Source organism: Streptomyces sp. NPDC058663 (genome assembly GCF_042716745.1).
Lineage (GTDB): Bacteria > Actinomycetota > Actinomycetes > Streptomycetales > Streptomycetaceae > Streptomyces.
Genome location: NZ_JBHXRV010000002.1, coordinates 71,869 through 89,185 on the forward strand (window position 1 = coordinate 71,869; position 17,317 = coordinate 89,185).

Consider the following 17,317-nt stretch of genomic DNA (forward strand, 5'->3'; position numbering starts at 1 on the left):
GGATTAGTTGCCGAAGGCGAGGAGGGTCTTGGGCTGTTCGTCGTCCTTGCCGGAGATCCGGTCCGGCGCCAGGAACAGCCGCCCGTCCTCGTACGAGATCCGCTTCGAGAAGAAGGACCTCTCCAGGCTCGCCACCGCCTCCGGGTTCTTCAGCACAGGTGCCGGAGAGCCGCCCGCCGCGGGGATCTTCACGATCTCGCCGCCCTTGTCGTACGTCGGTTCGGCGTAGGCGAAAACGCTGCCGTCCTCGGTCTTGACCGGCAGCAGGGTGCGGTCCTGGAGCGAGGAGACCCACTTGCGCTTGCCGGTGGTGACGTCGTACGCCCGTACCTCGTTGGAGCGGCCGGTGCCGACGCCACCGGACTTGGCCTCGGACGCCACGTACAGCGTGGTCGCGTCGGCGGTGACGCCCGTGCAGCCCTGGAGGGCGCGGTCCATGATGGCCCAGCCGCACTGCGGGGACGGCAGTTCGCCGGTCATCTGGGCAGCGGGGGCGCCGTTGGACTTGAAGAAGGAGACGTTGCCCGCCTTCTTGTCCTTGTTCTCCATGTAGAGAACCAGCGGTTCGACGGAGAAGACGCGCTTCACGGCCCAGCCCTTGGGGACCTTCCAGGCCCACTTGCCCTTGCCGGTCGCCGGGTCGGCCTCGCGGACCTGCTCGGTGCCGTCGTCGCCGCTGCCGCAGCCGTCGATCGCGATGAGCTTGCTGCCGTTGGACGCGAACGCGTCCGCACCGCACGCACCGAACTTCAGGTCGCCGAACAGCTTCGAGCCGTCGCTGATGCGGAAGGCGCTGACAACGCCCATCCGGGAGACCGTGATTGTGTCACCCATGGCCACGAACTCCGGGCTGCTGAGGATGTCGAAGAGGTTCTCCTTCGGGATCTCCTTGCGCCAGCCCGTCTTCCCCGCCTTCAGGTCGACCTGCTGCATCTGGTTGCACTTGGCCTTCTCGGTGTTGTTGTCCTCCACACCGATGACGACCTTGTCGCCCGTGCCCTTCTGCTGAGGGGCACCGCACACCTTGTTCGGGAACTGGAGCTCCCACCGCTTCTTCCCGTCCGCCACGCCGTACGCCGTCATCGTCCGGTAGTACGTCTGGATGACGGTGTCGCCAACGAACCAGGACGGCATGACCTCGCCACCGTTCTTCGGCAGGTCGACCTTGTTGACGTTGGCCCACAGGACCTTGGCCTCGCCGGGCTTGCGGCCCGCGTTGAGGTCCGTGCCCGCGTCGCGGCCCGGGGTGTCGCCGGGGCCCTTGCCGTCGCCCGCGTCGGGGGTGGCGCTGCCGCTCGGCTGAGCGGATCCGCTCGGCTTGGCGACCGGGGCGGGCTCGTCGTCGCCGGACACCAGGTAGATGCCGCCGCCGATGACGATCAGCGCGGCGACAGCCGCACCGATGATGAGCATCAGCTTCTGCTTCTGCGGCCCGCCCCCGCCGGGTCCGGCCGGCATCGGGGCGCCGGGGTAGGTCGGCTGGCCGGCCGGGCCCTGCTGCGGGTAGCCGTAGCCGGGCGGCGGCGGGGTGCCGGGCTGGCCCGGGTAGCCGTAACCGGGCTGCGGCTGGCCGGGCTGGGGCTGGCCGGGCGGCGGGGTCGGCTGCGCGTACGGGTTGTCGGCGGCGGGCGGCGGCCCCTGCGGGTAGCCGTAGCCCGGCTGTCCCGGCGGCGGGGTGCCCGGCATCTGCGGCGGGGCCGGCGGCTGCTGCGGAACCCCGGGAGGCGGGCCCTGCGGAACCCCGCCCTGCGGATTCTGCGGGTCCTGCGGGGCGCCGAAGCCCCCCTGCGGCGGCTGGTTGGGCGGCTGAGACATCAGCACTTACCTCTTCACACGGGTGGTCCGCTGCCCGGTCGGTCTCCCCCGCGATTCCGGGCGGCCATGCCCCCGGACGGGCGGCAATGCCCCCGGAAAGGAGCGAATCGGGCTTGGATCCCGCAGATCTACGTCAGTCGAGCGGGGCTTCTTTCTATCACTGGAGTCACCTCGGACAAGGGGCCGGTCCCCCCCTGTTCCCAAGGGAGGACCGGCCTGTGATGCGCTCGTTATGAGCCCTCTACGCGTTCTCTACGTCCGCCCGGAGGTACGGAACGTCCGCGCGGAGGTACGGACGCGCTGCACGGCACGACCGACGGCTCACGCCTCTTCGGCCAGCTCCAGCCAGCGCATCTCCAACTCGTCGCGCTCGACCACGAGTCGGCGCAGCTGGGTGTCGAGCTCGGCGACCTTGCCGAAGTCGGTGGCGTCCTCGGTGATCTGCGCGTGCAGCTGCGTCTCCCGCTCGGAGAGCTTGGTGAGCTGCCGCTCGATCTTCTGGAGCTCCTTCTTCGCGGCCCGTACGTCACCGGAGGACTTCTCGGGCTTTACGGACTTCACGGCCACGGCGCTCACCGGGGCCGCCGCGACGGCCGCCGCGATGACCTGCTGGCGGCGCTCCAGGTACTCGTCGAGGCCGCGCGGCAGGTTGCGCAGCGTGGCGTCGCCGAGCAGTGCGAACACCTTGTCCGTCGTCCGCTCGATGAAGAACCGGTCGTGCGAGATGACGACCATCGAGCCCGGCCATCCGTCGAGCAGGTCCTCCAGCTGGGTGAGGGTCTCGATGTCGAGGTCGTTGGTCGGTTCGTCGAGGAAGAGGACGTTCGGCTCGTCCATCAGCAGCCGCAGGATCTGCAGCCTGCGCCGCTCACCGCCGGAGAGGTCGCCGACCGGGGTCCACTGCTTCTCCTTGGTGAATCCGAACTGCTCGCACAGCTGGCCCGCCGTCATCTCCCGGCCCTTGCCGAGGTCGACCCGGTCGCGGACCTTCTGCACGGCCTCCAGCACCCGCAGCTTCGGGTCGAGTTCGGCGACCTCCTGGGAGAGGTACGCGAGCCTGACGGTCTTGCCCACGACGATCTTCCCGGCGGCCGGCTGCGTCTCGCCCTGCGTACGGGCGGCTTCCGCGAGGGCCTTGAGGAGCGAGGTCTTGCCCGCGCCGTTCACCCCGACCAGGCCGACGCGGTCGCCGGGGCCGAGCTGCCAGGTGAGGTGCTTGAGCAGCACCTTGGGGCCGGCCTGGACGGTCACGTCCTCCAGGTCGAACACGGTCTTGCCGAGGCGGGCGTTCGCGAACTTCATCAGCTCGCTGGTGTCGCGCGGCGGGGGTACGTCGGCGATCAGTTCGTTGGCCGCCTCGATGCGGTAGCGCGGCTTGGAGGTACGGGCCGGAGCTCCGCGGCGCAGCCAGGCCAGCTCCTTGCGCATCAGGTTCTGCCGCTTGGTCTCCTCGGTGGCGGCGATGCGCTCGCGCTCGGCGCGCGCGAAGACGTAGTCGCTGTAGCCGCCCTCGTACTCGTGGACGGCGCCCCGCTGCACGTCCCACATCCGGGTGCACACCTGGTCGAGGAACCACCGGTCGTGGGTCACGCACACGAGCGCGGAACGGCGGGTCCGCAGGTGTCCCGCGAGCCAGCTGATGCCCTCCACGTCGAGGTGGTTGGTGGGCTCGTCGAGGACGATCAGGTCCTGGTCGGCGATGAGCAGCTTGGCGAGCGCGATACGGCGCCGCTCGCCGCCGGACAGCGGTCCGATGACGGTGTCGAGGCCCTGCCCGAATCCAGGCAGGTCGAGCCCGCCGAACAGGCCCGTCAGCACGTCGCGGATCTTGGCGCTGCCCGCCCACTCGTGGTCGGCCATGTCGCCGATGACCTCGTGGCGGACGGTGGCGGCGGGGTCGAGCGAGTCGTGCTGGGTGAGGACGCCGAGGCGCAGACCGCCGACGTGTGTGACACGTCCGCCGTCGGCGTCCTCCAGCTGGGCGAGCATCCGGATGAGGGTGGTCTTGCCGTCGCCGTTACGGCCCACGACCCCGATCCGGTCCCCCTCCGAGACGCCGAGTGAGACGCCGTCGAGCAGGGCACGTGTGCCGTACACCTTGCTGACTGCCTCGACATTGACCAGGTTGACGGCCATGAGTGGGTGCTCCAGGGGGCGGGGACGGATAGACCTCCCAGCGTAGTCGGCGCACAGCGGCGACCACGACGGCGGGCGGGCGGCGGGCACGACGGCTCCCGGGCGGTGGCCGTCGTGCCCGGGCGGTGGCCCGCTCGCGCGGGTCCTCCGCGCGAGCCCGTCGTGCCCTCAGGGGCGTGACGGGGGCGGGCGTACGCCGACGACGGGCGCGCAGGCCGGCCGACGGGCGCCCGCCGCGACACCGGCAGCCGCGCCGCCGTACCTCTCGACGCCCCGCCCCCCTGCACCCGCCGTCAGTCCCCCGGCCACCCCTCCAGTGCCACGTGCAGCGCCGCCACGACACGTGCCCAGGACGCGTCCACATCCCGGGCCGCCGCGAAGCCGCCCGCCGCCTCCAGCTGGGCGAAGCCGTGGAAGGTGGCGCGCAGGAGACGTACCGCGTCCGTCGCCGAGGGTTCGGTGAGTCCGTAACCGCGCAGCACCGCGTACGTCGTCGCCGCACAACGGGCGGGCCCCGTCGCCCCCAGCTCCGCGGCCCGTTCCGGCGACAGTGGCAGCTGGGTGGCCGCGTACCGCCCCGGCCGTTCGCGGGCGAAGGCGCGGTAGGCGTCCGCGTAGGCGGCCAGCGCGTCACGGCCGGCCCGGCCCCCGACCGCTTCCCCGACCCGGTCCGCGAATTCGTCCGCGGCGAGCAGGGCGACCCGTATCCGCAGGTCCTCCGCGCTCCGTACGTGCGAATAGAGACTCGCGTCCTTCACGCCGAGGCCGCGTGCCACCGCCGACACCGTCAGCCGCTCGAACCCCACCTCGTCGGCGAGTTCCGCCGCCGCCCGCACCACTCGCTCAGCGGTCAGCCCGACCTTCGCTGCCACGCTCCGCCACCGTCCCTTCCCCGGCAGAACCGGCCTCGCCCCTAACCTGATTATTCATTTGCCTAGGCTACCTAGGCAGCCGTAGCGTCGCAGCCATGAAGGAAGCCACCGAAAACGACATCAGGTCGTCGTTCATCAACTGTTCGAAGGGCGAGGCCAAGCGGCTGCCCATGCCGCGCGACCTGGCGGAGCGCCCGTGGGCGGACCTGGACTTCATGGGGTGGCGCGACCTGTCGGCGCCCGACCGCAGCTATCTGGTGACCGAGGACCCGGCGGACGGCAAGCTGTTCGGCGTGACGTTCCGGTTCCCGTCCCGGCAGCGCGGGTTCCTGCACCGCAGCATGTGCGCGATCTGTCTGACCACGCACCCCGGCAACGGCGTGTCGCTGATGGCCGCCCCCAAGGCGGGCGTGGCCGGTCGGCAGGGCAACTCGGTGGGCATCTACATGTGCACCGACATGGCCTGCTCGCTGTACGTACGCGGCAAGAAGAAGCCGGAGCCGGGCGGCCGGTTCGAGGAGTCGCTCACCCTGGAGCAGCAGATCGAGCGGACCCGCTCCCACCTCTTCGCCTTCCTGGCGAGAGTGACGGACTAGCGGCCGCCGGCCGACGGTCCGACCCGTGGTGGGCAGACCGCCGGCCCATGGCTCACCGGCCGCCGGGGATCCGGTCCAGGACGGTCGCGCCGGGGGCGGGAGAGACCGCCGGACGTGCCGCCACGCAAGTGCCCGAGGCGAGCAGCGCGTCCGCGACCCGCTGCGCCGCCCGCGCGTCCGGCACCAGGAACGCGGTCGTCGGCCCCGACCCGGAGACCAGCGCCGCGACCGCGCCCGCCTCGGTGCCCGCCGCGAGAGTGGCGGCGAGGGAAGGGCGCAGGGAGAGCGCGGCGCGCTGGAGGTCGTTGCTCAGTGCCGCGGCCAGGGCCGCGGTGTCGCCCGAGCGCAGTGCGGTGAGGAGCGCCTCGCAAGCGGTCGGCTCCGGGACGCGGGTCCCGGCGGTCAGCCGGTCGAACTCCCCGTACACGGCGGGCGTCGACAGCCCGCCGTCCGCGACCGCGAACACCCAGTGGAACTCCCCGCCGACCTCCAGCGCGGTCAGCTGCTCGCCCCGCCCCACCCCGAGCGCCGCCCCGCCCACCAGGCTGAACGGCACGTCGCTCCCCAGCTGCGCGCAGATGTCGAGGAGCCGGGCGTGCGGTGTTCCGGTGCCCCACAGCGCGTCGCAGGCCAGCAGGGCGCCGGCCGCGTCCGCGCTGCCACCCGCCATGCCGCCGGCGACGGGGATGTCCTTGGCGATGTGCAGGTGCACGTCGGATTTCAGGCCGTGGAGTGCGGCGAGGGCGGTCGCCGCCTTCGCCGCCAGGTTCGTGGCGTCCAGCGGCACGTGCTCGGCGCCGGGGCCCGTGCAGGTGATGCGGAGCGCGTCGGCGGGGGTGGCGGTGACCTCGTCGTACAGGCCGACGGCGAGGAAGACGTTGGCCAGCGGGTGGAACCCGTCGGGGCGCGGCGCCCCGACGGCCAGCTGCACATTGACCTTGGCGGGGACCCGGACGGTCACCGACGGTGCCACGGCGCCGCTCATGCCTTGCCCTCCCCGGTCTCGACCGCCGCTGCCTTGCCCTCTGCTGCCCCGGACTCCCCGCCCTCGACCGCCGCTGCCCGAGCGTGCGCCGCTCCGGGCTCCGCGGTCTCGACCGCCGCTGCCCGAGCGTTCGCCGCTCCGGCCGCCGCCGACTTGGCTTCCGCGATCCGCGCGAACTCCTCCACCGTCAGCGCCTCGCCCCGGGCCTGCGGCGAGATGCCCGCCGCGACCAGGGCCGCTTCGGCCGCAGGCGCCGAGCCCGCCCAGCCGGTGAGGGCCGCGCGCAGAGTCTTGCGCCGCTGTGCGAAGGCCGCGTCCACCACCGCGAAGACCTCCTGCCGGGTGGCGGTCGTCCGCACCGGCTCGGTGCGCCGCACCAGGGAGACCAGCCCCGAGTCGACATTGGGGGCCGGCCAGAAGACGTTGCGGCCGATCGACCCGGCGCGCTTGACGTCCGCGTACCAGTTGGCCTTGACCGAGGGGACTCCGTACACCTTGTTGCCGGGCTTGGCGGCGAGCCGGTCGGCGACCTCGGCCTGGACCATGACGAGGGTGCGCTCGATGGTCGGGAAGTGCTCCAGCATGTGCAGGAGTACGGGGACGGCGACGTTGTACGGCAGGTTGGCGACGAGCGCGGTCGGCTCGGCCGGGAGCTCCTTGACCAGCATGGCGTCCGAGTGCACGAGTGCGAACCGGTCGGCCTTCGCGGGCATCCGCGCCTCGATGGTGGCGGGCAGCGCGGCGGCGAGCACGTCGTCGATCTCGACGGCGACGAGCCGGTCCGCCGTGTCGAGCAGCGCCAGGGTCAGCGACCCGAGCCCGGGGCCGATCTCCACGACGACGTCGTCCGCCCGCACCCCTGCCGTGCGCACGATGCGCCGGACGGTGTTGGCGTCGATGACGAAGTTCTGGCCGCGCTGCTTGGTGGGGCGTACGCCCAGGGCGGCGGCCAGCTCACGGATGTCGGCGGGGCCGAGGAGGGAGTGCTGCTCGTGTCCGGCGGAAGGTTCAGGGGTGCTCACCGCTCAAGCGTAAGGGGCGGGCCGGCCCTCCCTCCGCCGCCCGCCCCTCGCTCAGCAGAGAGCCGACGCCGCCCGTGTCGTCGGTGAGCAGTTCGGTGGGCCGGGGCCCGCCGCCCGGGGTGGCGGGCCCCCGTCGTCTACAGCCTCTTCCCGCAGTGCGGCCAGGGGCTCGCCCCCCGCTGCACGTAGAGCTTCTTCGCGCGGTAGGTCTGCTCCGCGGCCGGGGCCTCGTGCGCCGCGCCCGAGCCGCCCAGCGACTGCCAGGTCTGCCGGTCGAACTGGTAGAGGCCGCCGTACGTACCGGACGGGTCGGTCGCCCCCGGCCGGCCACCGGACTCGCACTGTGCGAGCGCACCCCAGTTGAGGCCGTCGGCGCCGGCGACCGAGGAGGGGGTCCTCGGCTTCGGCTTCGTACCGACCTTGACCACCCGGTCGACGGGCTGCCGCGCGATCTCCTCGGAGAGCTTCCTGGGCCGCTGCTTCACACCGTTGACGGTGCGCAGCGCGTACGTGACCCGGCGCGCGCCCTTCGCCCCCGACTGGACGATCTCCTCGGTCCCCTTGAGGAGCGTCGGGTCGTTCTTCCTGACCACCTCGAAGTCGATCGGTTCCTCGCGCACCACCCGGGAACCGGTGATCCGCATGACCGTCACCGTCTGCCCGTCGCGCGGGAAGCTGTCCAGCGGTACGGAGGTGGTGTCCTGGTTGGCCAGCGAGATGCCGGCCTCCTCGATCGCTTCCTGGACGGTCGCCGCGTTGGTGCGGATGGTGCGCTCGCGGCCGTCGGCCATCACCGTCAGGGTGCGCTCGGTACGCACGTCGAGCGACAGGCCCTTGCGGGAGATCGGCGAGGACCGGGACGCCGAGAGGTACGCGCCCTCGGCCCGCACCCCGAGCTGGCGCAGCGCGCCGTCGACGGTCCGGGCGGTGGTCCACACCCGGCGGCGTTCGCCGTCGATGTTGAGGGTGACGGGGCGGCCGTAGCGGACCACGACCTCGTCGCCGCTGGCGAGGGTCTGGCCGGGGCCGGGGGCCACCAGGTCGTGCTCACCGACGGCCACGCCCTCCCGCTCCAGGAGTTCGGTGACGTCGTCGGCGAAGGTGTGCAGGGTGCGCGGGGCACCGTCGACGCTCAGCTGGATCGACTTGTCGTTGGCGACGAACGCCGACGTACCGCCCGCGAGGAACGCCACCACCAGCGCCTGGGGCACCAGCTTCCGCAGGGTGTCCGGTCTGTCGCTCCCGCCGCCTGCGCTGCCGGGTCCCGTGGACGCCCCTTTGCGGCGGCGCGCCGCGCGCCGCCCGTCGGCCCGCCCGACCCCGACGAGCGCGGGACCGGCCTCAGGTCCGGAGGCGTGTTCAGGGGTGGGCCCGGAGGTGAACTCGGGGGCGGAGAAGCCCGGGACGGGAAGGTCGGGGGCGGAGAAGTCGGGTTCGGGGAGGCCGGGGGCGGAGAGGCCGGGGGCGGAGAAGTCCGGTTCGGTGGCCGGGGCCGGAATCCCGCCCGGGTGGTCCTGCGTCAGGAGCCCGGCGGAGTGGTGCGGGGCCGGGTCCGGGTCCGGGTGCCCGTACACCGCTTCGTACGCCGCGTAGGCGTCCTGCACCTCGTAGCTGTCGTGCGCGCCGTGCGGCGCGTAGGCCTCGCCGCCCTCGTACGTATGGCCGCTCCCGTACGCCGCGTGCGCCGCGTGCGCCTCATGCGTCTCGTACGGGGCGTAAGGCGCGTACGTCGCCCCGTACTCCGGCGCCTCGTACGGCGTTCCTCCGTACGGCGGCCCTCCGTACGGCTCCCCGTAGGACAGCGCACCACTTTGCGTATTGCTCACGTCGCTCCCGGTCCGCCCGACCGGCAGCCCGGAGGTGCCCGGGCTGCCTTTGCTGCGGGCCGGGAGACTAGCGGAGCGATCGTCACTCTCCAAAGCGGCACCACTACGCAGAGTTGACCGCCGAACCTCCGTACGAGAGTGACGCGCGCCGGAACGGGGGCGTCGCGGGCCGGTGACCCGCCGCGCACCCCCGGTCGGGTCAATAGTCGAACGCACGCGCCGTGTTCGCCGCGAGGGCGGTCGCCATGGCGTCCTCGTCGATGCCCTTCACCGCGGCCATCGCCCGGACAGTGACCGGAATGAGGTACGGGGCGTTGGGCCGTCCGCGGTAGGGGGCGGGGGTCAGGAACGGGGCGTCCGTCTCGACCAGCACCAGGTCCAGCGGTGCGACGGCGAGGGCGTCGCGCAGCGGCTGGGCGTTCTTGAAGGTGACGGTGCCGGCGAAGGACATGAAGTAGCCCTTGTCCGCGCAGATGCGGGCCATTTCCGCGTCGCCGGAGTAGCAGTGGAAGACCGTCCGCTCCGGGGCGCCCTCCTCCTCCAGCACCCGCAGCACGTCGGCGTGCGCGTCGCGGTCGTGGATGACCAGGGCCTTGCCGTGCCGTTTGGCGATCTCGATGTGGGCGCGGAACGAACGCTCCTGGGCGGCCATGCCGTCCGGCCCCGTACGGAAGTAGTCGAGTCCCGTCTCACCGACACCGCGCACGTGGTCGAGGCCTGCGAGCCGGTCGATCTCGCAGAGCGCGTCGTCGAGTGCGGCGTCGCCGCCACCGGGACGGGCGCCCTGCCGCGACCAGCCGTCGGGGTCGCCGAGGACGATCCGGGGGGCCTCGTTGGGGTGCAGGGCGACGGCCGCGTGGATGTTCTCGTGCTGCGCGGCCGTCTCGGCGGCCCACTGGGAGCCCTTCACGTCGCAGCCCACCTGGACGAGGGTCGTCACCCCGACGGAGGCGGCCGTGGCGAGGGCCTCCTCGACGGTGGTGCCCTGCATGTCCAGGTGGGTGTGCGAGTCCGCGACCGCGACGCGCAGCGGCGGAGGCGGGGGCGGCGCGGTCTCTTTGTCGCTATTGCGGTCGGTCATGCCGACGATCCTACGAAAGTGCCGCACGCGGGATCAGGGGCGGACCGGCCGCACGCGCGTCCGCGCGGACCAGGCGGACCGGGCTTCCGGGCGGGCCTGCGGCGCTACCCCCTACTTACGGAAGGGATGCAGCAGATCCGAGAGGTGCCAGTGGTGGCCTTGCGCCTGCTGGGGTGTGGCTGCCTCCGTCGCTCCGGCTCCGAGCGGACCGGCCACCGGTGTCACGGCAGAGGCCGGGGGCGCCGTGCGGTTCTGGAGTTCCTGGATGGACGACACCTGGCCGGAGCGCATGATCCGTACGACGTTGCCGCCGCAGTTGAGGCAGGAGGGATGGGACAGCGGGGAGGGCACACGTTCACCGTTCGCCCGGTAGACGACGAAGGGCCGGCCGAAGCCGTCCGTGTGGTGCTCTATCTCGTACGCCTGCTCCCAGCCGTGGCCGCACTTCATGCACGCGAAGGCGTACGCCTCCTGGACGGCACCGGGGGCCGTTGCCGTGCCCTGTGCGGTGATGCTGCCGGCCGCGCTTTCGGCGATCTCGCTCATGCCAGCTCCTTTCCACTCATCTCCAGTGGACGCCCATTCGGAGCAAAGCGCGACAGACCTGTCAAAACGTAAGGAGCATTTGACGAGGGCCTGGGAAATCAGGCCCTCCCCAGGCCTCCGCTTTGCTTTTCAAGAGACTCCTTTACCCGTAGCAGTCCCGGTCCTGGCCGCGTTCTTTGCCGCCACCACCGCATCGAACACCTCCCGCTTGGGCAGGGACGCCTCGGCCGCGACGGCGGCGATGGCCTCCTTGCGCCGCTCCCCCGCCTCCTCGCGCACCTGCACCCTGCGCACCAGCTCCTCGGCGTCCAGCCCGGCGGGCCCGGCCTCGGGCGCCCCCTCCACGACGACGGTGATCTCCCCGCGCACGCCCTCGGCCGCCCACACCGCGAGCGCCCCGAGCGGGCCGCGCTTCACTTCCTCGTACGTCTTGGTCAGCTCGCGGCAAACAGCGGCCCGCCGGTCCTCGCCGAACACCTCGGCCATCGCGGCGAGGGTGTCGTCCAGCCGGTGCGGCGCCTCGAAGTACACGAGCGTCCGCCGCTCACCGGCGACCTCCCGCAGCTTGCCGAGCCGTTCGCCCGCCTTGCGCGGCAGGAAGCCCTCGAAGCAGAAACGGTCCACCGGCAGCCCGGACAGTGCGAGCGCCGTCAGCACCGCGGAGGGCCCCGGCACCGCGGTGACCTTGATCTCCTTCTCCACGGCGGCTGCGACCAGCCGGTACCCGGGGTCCGACACCGACGGCATCCCGGCGTCCGTCACGAGCAGCACCCGCGCACCGCCCTCCAGCGCCTCGACCAGCTCGGGGGTGCGGGTACTCTCGTTGCCCTCGAAGTACGAGACGACGCGCCCCGTCGTGTACACGCCGAGCGCCTGGGTCAGCCGCCGCAGCCGCCGGGTGTCCTCGGCGGCGATCACGTCGGCGGTCTCCAGCTCCTTGGCCAGCCGCGGCGGCGCGTCCGCGACGTCGCCGATGGGCGTCCCGGCGAGAACGAGGGTCCCCGGGCCGGTGCGGGCGGGGGTGGGCGCGGGTGCAGTCGATCCAGTCACACCGCCCATCCTCCCAGGGCGGACGGGCGACGCGCACAGCCTCGATACCTAGGATGACCCGGTGACGAGTACCGCGCCCCACACCCAGCACGGGCAGGCCCCCCGGGAGGACCCGCCCACCTGGCAGCGACGGCTGCGCCGCTTCGGCTACGTGCCGCGTTCCGGGGCCGGCCTGCGGGACCGCCTCGTACCGCCGTCTCCACGCCCCCCGGGACCGCAGTTGTGGATGCTGCTGCGGATCCCCCCGGCGGTGGCCGACCGCCTGGTCCGGCTCGCCCCGTGGGGCGGCCCGCTGCTGGTGGCCCTGGTCGCCGCCCTGCCGCGGTTCTGGAACCTGGGCAGCCCCAGGTCGGTGATATTCGACGAGACGTACTACGCGAAGGACGCGTGGGCGCTGGTCAACCAGGGCTATGAAGGCAGCTGGCCAAAGGATGTCGACAAGTCGGTACTCGCCAATCCGGATGCGGTCCCCATCCCCACCGACCCGGGGTACGTCGTCCACCCTCCGGCCGGGAAGTGGCTGATCGGCTGGGGTGAGCAGCTCTTCGGTTTCACCCCGTTCGGCTGGCGGGTGGCGGTCGCCGTGCTCGGCGTCCTGTCGGTGCTGATGCTGTGCCGGATCGGCCGCCGACTGTTCCGGTCGACCTTCCTGGGCTGCCTGGCGGGCCTGCTCCTGGCGGTCGACGGCCTGCACTTCGTCATGAGCCGCACGGCGCTGCTCGACCAGGTGCTGATGTTCTTCGTGCTGGCCGCCTTCGGATGTCTCCTTGTCGACCGTGACTGGTCACGGCGCAGACTCGCGGACGCGCTGCCCGTCGACGCCGACGGCATCCTCCGCCCGGACGCGGGCGTCGCCGAAACGCTCCGCCTGGGCCTGCGCCCCTGGCGCCTGCTGGCCGGCCTCTGCCTCGGTCTGGCCTTCGCCACCAAGTGGAGCGGCCTCTACACCCTGGTCGTCTTCTGCCTGCTGACCGTCGTCTGGGACGTCGCCGCCCGCCGCACGGCCGGCGCGAAGCACCCGTACAAGGCGGTCCTGAAGCGGGACGTGCTGCCTGCCTTCGTCTCCACGGTCCCGGTGGCGCTGCTCACCTACGTCGCCTCCTGGACGGGCTGGCTGCTCACCGACAAGGGCTACTTCCGCGACTGGGCCAAGGGCCGCGCCGGTCTGTCCCCGGACCACATCGGCCCGCTGTCCCTCCCCCAGTTCGACATGACGTGGGTGCCGGAATGGCTGCGCAGCCTGTGGCACTACGAGAGCGAGGTCTACTCGTTCCACATCCAGCTGACCTCGGGCCACACCTACGAGTCGAACCCCTGGTCGTGGATCGTGCTCGGCCGCCCCGTCTCGTACTTCTACGAGTCCCCGCGGCCCGGCATCGACGGCTGTCCGCTGACGGAGACGGAGAAGTGCGCCCGCGAGGTGCTCGCGCTGGGCACCCCGATGCTGTGGTGGGCGGCGGCGTTCGCGCTCCTGTACGTCCTGTGGCGCTGGTTCTTCCGCCGCGACTGGCGGGCGGGGGCGGTCCTCGCGGGTGTGGTGGCCGGCTGGCTGCCGTGGTTCCTGTACCAGGAACGCACCATCTTCTTCTTCTACGCGGTCGTCTTCGTCCCGTTCCTCTGCCTCGCGGTGGTGATGATGATCGGCGCGATGCTCGGCCCGCCGGGCTCGGACGAACGCCGCCGGGCGGTCGGCGCGATCGGCGCCGGCGTCCTGGTCCTCCTGATCATCTGGAACTTCATCTACTTCTGGCCCATCTACACGGGCACGACGATGCCGATCGACGCGTGGCGGCACCGGATGTGGATGGACACGTGGATCTAGCGCCGTCCCGGGGACTGCCCGGAAGCAGCCCCGGCGCCCCGCGGGCGGCCCGGAGGGCCCCGGAACGGCCCTCGGCGGCGGCCCCCTGGTACGTACCAGTCGCATAACGCCCGTCGCTCCTGTCACCCCCGCCCCGTAGAGTCACTCCCCGATAACTCCCCGGTACGGATGCCGGGGAGCTCCTGGGGAGGGGACTGCGAATGCGCAGTGGGGTCAAGATCGCAGTGGTCGGCGGCGCGTTCGTCGTCGTCGCCGGTGGCGTCGGGTGGGGCGGGTACAACCTGTACACCGGGATGACCGGCGGCACGGGTGCCGGCGGGAAGGGTCCCGGCGGGGGCACCCAGCAGGCCGCCCCCCTACGGACCGGACCGCCGTCGGCCGAAGAGATCAAGCAGACGTCCACGGACTTCTTCGCCGCCTGGTCGAAGGCAGACCCCACCGCTGCCGCCCAGCTCACCAACAACGCCGGCACCGCCACCGGTGTCCTCTCCTCGTACTTCGAGGAGGCCCACGTCTCGGACCTGAAGATCGTCCCGGGTACCGCGACCGGCGCCAGGGTCCCCTTCACCGTCACCGGCAAGGTCGCCTCCGACGGGCAGCAGAAGCCGGTCAGTTACGCCACCTCGCTCACCGTCGTACGCGGCAAGAGCACCGGGCGTGCCCTCGTCGACTGGCAGCCCGCGCTCGTGCACCCCGAGCTGAAGAAGGGCGAGACGCTCCGGACGGGCACCGCGAGCGCCCCGCCCATCAAGGCCGTCGACCGCAACGGCAAGGAGCTGACGAAGGAGAAGTACCCCTCGCTCGGCCCCGTCCTCGACCAGCTCCGCAAGAAGTACGGCGAGAAGGCGAACGGCAAACCGGGCGTCGAGCTCTTCATCGAACCGGCCGAGGGTACGAACGCCCCCGCCCGCACCCTCCTCACCCTCTCCAAGGGCGTCCCCGGCGAACTGAGGACGACCATCGACGCGGGCGTCCAGGCGGCGGCGGAGAAGGCGGTCGCCAAGTACAAGGGCGGGTCGGTGGTGGCGCTCAACCGTTCCACGGGGGCGATACGGGCGATTGCCAGCGACCCGGTACGGGAGTTCAACCCGGCAATCAGCGGTGGTACCCCACCCGGCTCCACGATGAAGATCGTCACCGCGTCGATGCTGCTGGAGCAGGGCCTGGTGTCCCCGTCCCGGCCGACGGACTGCCCGAAGACCGCCCAGTGGCAGGGCCCCACCTTCAAGAACCTGAACGACTTCGAACTGGGCAACGTGCCCTTCTCGAAGAGCTTCGCCGCCTCCTGCAACACCGCCTTCATCAAGCTCATCGACGACTCGACCAAAATGCAGCCCGGCGGCCTCGCCAAGATCTCCCGCGAGGTCTTCGGCATGGGCCTGAACTGGCAGACCGGCATCCTGACCCGCGACGGCAGCGTCCCGGACGTGTCCGGTGGCACCGAGGCCGCCCAGTACATCGGCCAGGGCCAGATCAAGATGAACCCCTTGAACATGGCCTCGGTCATCTCCACCGCCACCACCGGCACGTTCCGCCAGCCCTACCTGGTGGCCAAGGACCTGGACGACCGCGAGTTCGCCACGACATCGCGTTCGCTGTCGCCCGCCACCGTCGAAAGCATGAAGTCGCTGCTGCGGCTCACCGCGACGTCCGGCACGGCGGCGAACGCGATGCGGTCGGTCAACGGCGTCAAGGGCGGCAAGACCGGCTCCGCCGAGATCGACAATCAGGCCACCTCCAACAGCTGGTTCACCGGTTACGCCGGCGACCTCGCCGCAGCGGCCGCCGTCCCCGCCGCCGGACACGGCGGAGACGCCGCCGGCCCGGTCGTGGCCGAGGTGCTCAACGCCCGCTGACACCACCGCCGGACACCGGCCGGCACCCGCCGCCTGCCTGGCGAAGAATCTCGCATGGCCCGTACAGCTACCAGTAGCGTGCGGGCCATGCGCACACCCGAACCCACCGCCACCCAACCGCTGTTCCCCGGCCCGGAGTGCCCGCACAGCCCAGACAGCACGGGCGTCACAATCGGCACAGACGCCACAGGCAGCACAGACCTCATGGTCGACACGAAGGTCACCGCCGGCACGGGCCTCACCGCATGACGCCCCTCGTCATAGCCGCCGTCCTCCTCGCCGCCGTCACGCACGCCAGCTGGAACGCGATGGCCCACCACATCAAGGACCAGCTGGTCTCCTTCACCCTCATATCGGCCGGCGGACTGATCATCGGCCTGGCGGGCGCGCTCTTCGTTCCGCTCCCGGCCGCCGGGGCATGGCCGTATCTGATCCTCTCGGCCGTCCTGCACGTCGCGTACATGCTGCTGCTCATGCGGTCGTTCACCCTCGGCGACTTCGGCCAGATGTACCCGATCGCCCGGGGCAGCGCACCGTTGCTGGTGACGGCCCTGGCGGCGGTCTTCGCCGACGAGGTCCCCGGTGGCTGGCAGCTGGCGGGGGTCGCCGTCGCCTGCACCGGTCTGGTCGGGGTCGCCCTCTGGGGCATCCGCGGTTCCGGCAGGAAACCCCAGTGGGCGGCCATCGGCGCGGCGCTCGCCACCGGGCTCGCCATCGCCCTGTACACGACGGTCGACGGCCTGGGCGTCCGCGCGTCGGGCACCTCGCTCGGCTACATCGCCTGGCTGATGATCCTCGAAGGCCTCGCCATCCCGGCGTATGCCCTGTACAAGCGCCGCACCCCGCTCATCGGCCAGCTGCGCCCGCACGCGGTGCGCGGCTTCTGCGGCGCGGGCCTCGCGGTCGTCGCGTACGGCCTGGTGCTGTGGGCCCAGACCCGGGCGCCCCTGGCACCGGTCGCCGCGCTGCGCGAGTCGAGCATCATCGTGGGCGCGGCGATCGGCTCCCTCGTACTCAAGGAACGTTTCGGCGGCCCGAGGATCGCGGCGGCGGGCCTGATGGTGGTGGGCATCGGGCTGATGCTGCGCACCAGTTGAAGCCCGCACGGTGTCAGGTCCGCGGCGCGCCCGCCCCCTATGCCTTCGGCCTGCACCTCACGCATTCACACAGCGGGTAGCGGCCGCCCGCTTCGAGCGGTGCGGCCTTCCGGTCGGGTGTGTAGGTCGTACGAGGACCCCAGGTGCGGCCACTGTCCCGCGAGACGCGGAGGGTGAGGACGGGGCCGAGGGGCGGCTGCTCGGACCGGGGCCGAGGCGTGGGGCGGGGCGTGGGATGGGCCTTGGGGTGAGGCTCGGGGCGGGGCTCGCGATGAGGCTCGGGGCGGGGCTTCACCAGGTGCCTCCGTACTGCCGTCGCCGGGCGTCGAGCCATGCGACGACCTCGGCCCGCTCCGCCTCGGTCGCCGTACGCAGGTTCCGGGCGTCGATGCTCGCCACGAACCGCGTGAAGCGGACGCGCCGCCAGGTGCCCTCGATGCCGATCACTTTGCCGGGGCCGTAGACGTCGGTCTCGGTATGGGCCACGAACTCGCCCTCGCTGAATGGCACTTCCATGCTCATCCGCCTCTCGCTCTCTGCGGGGAACACCTCACACAGTGGAGTCGCCGTCGCTACCCTCGGTAGGGGTTCGCGTGTGGCAACGGCGAAAGCA

At 71.9% G+C, this 17,317-nt stretch carries 15 protein-coding genes; 5 read left to right on the forward strand and 10 right to left on the reverse strand.

The features are described from left to right. Nucleotides 1–3: 3 nt before the first annotated feature. The 3 genes from ACFWVV_RS01580 to ACFWVV_RS01590 all read right to left on the reverse strand — a co-directional run bounded on the left by ACFWVV_RS01580 (nucleotide 4) and on the right by ACFWVV_RS01590 (nucleotide 4,823). Complete coding sequence (locus tag ACFWVV_RS01580; RefSeq protein ID WP_384342778.1) at nucleotides 4–1,815, reverse strand: PQQ-binding-like beta-propeller repeat protein; 1,812 nt, start codon at nucleotides 1,813–1,815, stop codon at nucleotides 4–6. Nucleotides 1,816–2,136: 321 nt separating this feature from the next. Then, the gene (locus ACFWVV_RS01585) at nucleotides 2,137–3,951 is read right to left on the reverse strand and encodes an ABC-F family ATP-binding cassette domain-containing protein (protein ID WP_384342777.1); all 1,815 of its coding nucleotides are present in this window, start codon (nucleotides 3,949–3,951) and stop codon (nucleotides 2,137–2,139) included. Between the two features lie 293 nt (nucleotides 3,952–4,244). Beyond that, a complete protein-coding gene (locus tag ACFWVV_RS01590) occupies nucleotides 4,245–4,823 on the reverse strand; it encodes a TetR/AcrR family transcriptional regulator (protein WP_384342774.1) in 579 nt (192 codons plus the stop codon). Nucleotides 4,824–4,918: 95 nt separating this feature from the next. Between ACFWVV_RS01590 and ACFWVV_RS01595 the strand changes: the two genes are divergently transcribed. Beyond that, complete coding sequence (locus tag ACFWVV_RS01595) at nucleotides 4,919–5,419, forward strand: FBP domain-containing protein (RefSeq protein WP_384342772.1); 501 nt, start codon at nucleotides 4,919–4,921, stop codon at nucleotides 5,417–5,419. Between the two features lie 52 nt (nucleotides 5,420–5,471). Here ACFWVV_RS01595 and ACFWVV_RS01600 read toward each other — a convergent pair whose 3' ends face one another. From ACFWVV_RS01600 to rsmI, 6 genes are all read right to left on the reverse strand, one after another. Next, entirely contained in the window at nucleotides 5,472–6,404 is a 933-nt protein-coding gene (locus tag ACFWVV_RS01600) for a 4-(cytidine 5'-diphospho)-2-C-methyl-D-erythritol kinase (protein ID WP_384342770.1), read from the reverse strand. Then, complete coding sequence (gene rsmA / locus ACFWVV_RS01605; protein ID WP_384342768.1) at nucleotides 6,401–7,426, reverse strand: 16S rRNA (adenine(1518)-N(6)/adenine(1519)-N(6))-dimethyltransferase RsmA; 1,026 nt, start codon at nucleotides 7,424–7,426, stop codon at nucleotides 6,401–6,403. Before rsmA ends, ACFWVV_RS01600 begins: the two co-directional genes overlap by 4 nt. 137 nt (nucleotides 7,427–7,563) lie before the next feature. After that, nucleotides 7,564–9,252: a ubiquitin-like domain-containing protein gene (locus ACFWVV_RS01610; protein ID WP_384342766.1), complete on the reverse strand. Its 1,689-nt coding sequence runs from the start codon at nucleotides 9,250–9,252 to the stop codon at nucleotides 7,564–7,566. A 199-nt stretch (nucleotides 9,253–9,451) separates the two neighbouring features. Then, nucleotides 9,452–10,333: a TatD family hydrolase gene (locus ACFWVV_RS01615; protein WP_384342764.1), complete on the reverse strand. Its 882-nt coding sequence runs from the start codon at nucleotides 10,331–10,333 to the stop codon at nucleotides 9,452–9,454. Nucleotides 10,334–10,444: 111 nt separating this feature from the next. Continuing rightward, nucleotides 10,445–10,879 carry a hypothetical protein gene (locus tag ACFWVV_RS01620; RefSeq protein ID WP_384342762.1) on the reverse strand — a complete coding sequence of 145 codons (435 nt, stop codon included), beginning with the start codon at nucleotides 10,877–10,879 and terminating at the stop codon, nucleotides 10,445–10,447. A 129-nt stretch (nucleotides 10,880–11,008) separates the two neighbouring features. Continuing rightward, on the reverse strand, nucleotides 11,009–11,938 hold the full coding sequence (rsmI, locus tag ACFWVV_RS01625) for a 16S rRNA (cytidine(1402)-2'-O)-methyltransferase (RefSeq protein WP_384342760.1): 930 nt from the start codon (nucleotides 11,936–11,938) through the stop codon (nucleotides 11,009–11,011). Between the two features lie 52 nt (nucleotides 11,939–11,990). On the opposite strand from rsmI, the gene ACFWVV_RS01630 reads away from it, so the two are divergent. The 4 genes from ACFWVV_RS01630 to ACFWVV_RS01645 all read left to right on the forward strand — a co-directional run bounded on the left by ACFWVV_RS01630 (nucleotide 11,991) and on the right by ACFWVV_RS01645 (nucleotide 16,704). Further along, nucleotides 11,991–13,751, forward strand: coding sequence for a dolichyl-phosphate-mannose--protein mannosyltransferase (locus ACFWVV_RS01630; RefSeq protein WP_384342758.1), 1,761 nt, complete (start codon nucleotides 11,991–11,993; stop codon nucleotides 13,749–13,751). A gap of 200 nt (nucleotides 13,752–13,951) precedes the next feature. Continuing rightward, nucleotides 13,952–15,607 (forward strand): penicillin-binding transpeptidase domain-containing protein, encoded by a 1,656-nt coding sequence (locus ACFWVV_RS01635; protein ID WP_384342756.1) that lies wholly within the window; start codon nucleotides 13,952–13,954, stop codon nucleotides 15,605–15,607. Nucleotides 15,608–15,694: 87 nt separating this feature from the next. Next, complete coding sequence (locus tag ACFWVV_RS01640) at nucleotides 15,695–15,856, forward strand: hypothetical protein (RefSeq protein ID WP_384342754.1); 162 nt, start codon at nucleotides 15,695–15,697, stop codon at nucleotides 15,854–15,856. Then, complete coding sequence (locus tag ACFWVV_RS01645; protein ID WP_384342752.1) at nucleotides 15,853–16,704, forward strand: EamA family transporter; 852 nt, start codon at nucleotides 15,853–15,855, stop codon at nucleotides 16,702–16,704. Before ACFWVV_RS01640 ends, ACFWVV_RS01645 begins: the two co-directional genes overlap by 4 nt. A gap of 291 nt (nucleotides 16,705–16,995) precedes the next feature. Here ACFWVV_RS01645 and ACFWVV_RS01650 read toward each other — a convergent pair whose 3' ends face one another. Beyond that, on the reverse strand, nucleotides 16,996–17,220 hold the full coding sequence (locus ACFWVV_RS01650; RefSeq protein ID WP_384342750.1) for a hypothetical protein: 225 nt from the start codon (nucleotides 17,218–17,220) through the stop codon (nucleotides 16,996–16,998). Nucleotides 17,221–17,317 lie beyond the last annotated feature (97 nt).

Bases quoted from the DNA above. Each gene is read 5' to 3' on its own strand.
- ACFWVV_RS01580 (WP_384342778.1), bottom strand. From the start codon at position 1,815: ATGTCTCAGCCGCCCAACCAGCCGCCGCAGGGGGGCTTCGGCGCCCCG.
- ACFWVV_RS01585 (WP_384342777.1), bottom strand. From the start codon at position 3,951: ATGGCCGTCAACCTGGTCAATGTCGAGGCAGTCAGCAAGGTGTACGGC.
- ACFWVV_RS01595 (WP_384342772.1), top strand. From the start codon at position 4,919: ATGAAGGAAGCCACCGAAAACGACATCAGGTCGTCGTTCATCAACTGT.
- ACFWVV_RS01600 (WP_384342770.1), bottom strand. From the start codon at position 6,404: ATGAGCGGCGCCGTGGCACCGTCGGTGACCGTCCGGGTCCCCGCCAAG.
- ACFWVV_RS01615 (WP_384342764.1), bottom strand. From the start codon at position 10,333: ATGACCGACCGCAATAGCGACAAAGAGACCGCGCCGCCCCCGCCTCCG.
- ACFWVV_RS01620 (WP_384342762.1), bottom strand. From the start codon at position 10,879: ATGAGCGAGATCGCCGAAAGCGCGGCCGGCAGCATCACCGCACAGGGC.
- rsmI (WP_384342760.1), bottom strand. From the start codon at position 11,938: ATGGGCGGTGTGACTGGATCGACTGCACCCGCGCCCACCCCCGCCCGC.
- ACFWVV_RS01635 (WP_384342756.1), top strand. From the start codon at position 13,952: ATGCGCAGTGGGGTCAAGATCGCAGTGGTCGGCGGCGCGTTCGTCGTC.
- ACFWVV_RS01640 (WP_384342754.1), top strand. From the start codon at position 15,695: ATGCGCACACCCGAACCCACCGCCACCCAACCGCTGTTCCCCGGCCCG.
- ACFWVV_RS01645 (WP_384342752.1), top strand. From the start codon at position 15,853: ATGACGCCCCTCGTCATAGCCGCCGTCCTCCTCGCCGCCGTCACGCAC.
- ACFWVV_RS01650 (WP_384342750.1), bottom strand. From the start codon at position 17,220: ATGGAAGTGCCATTCAGCGAGGGCGAGTTCGTGGCCCATACCGAGACC.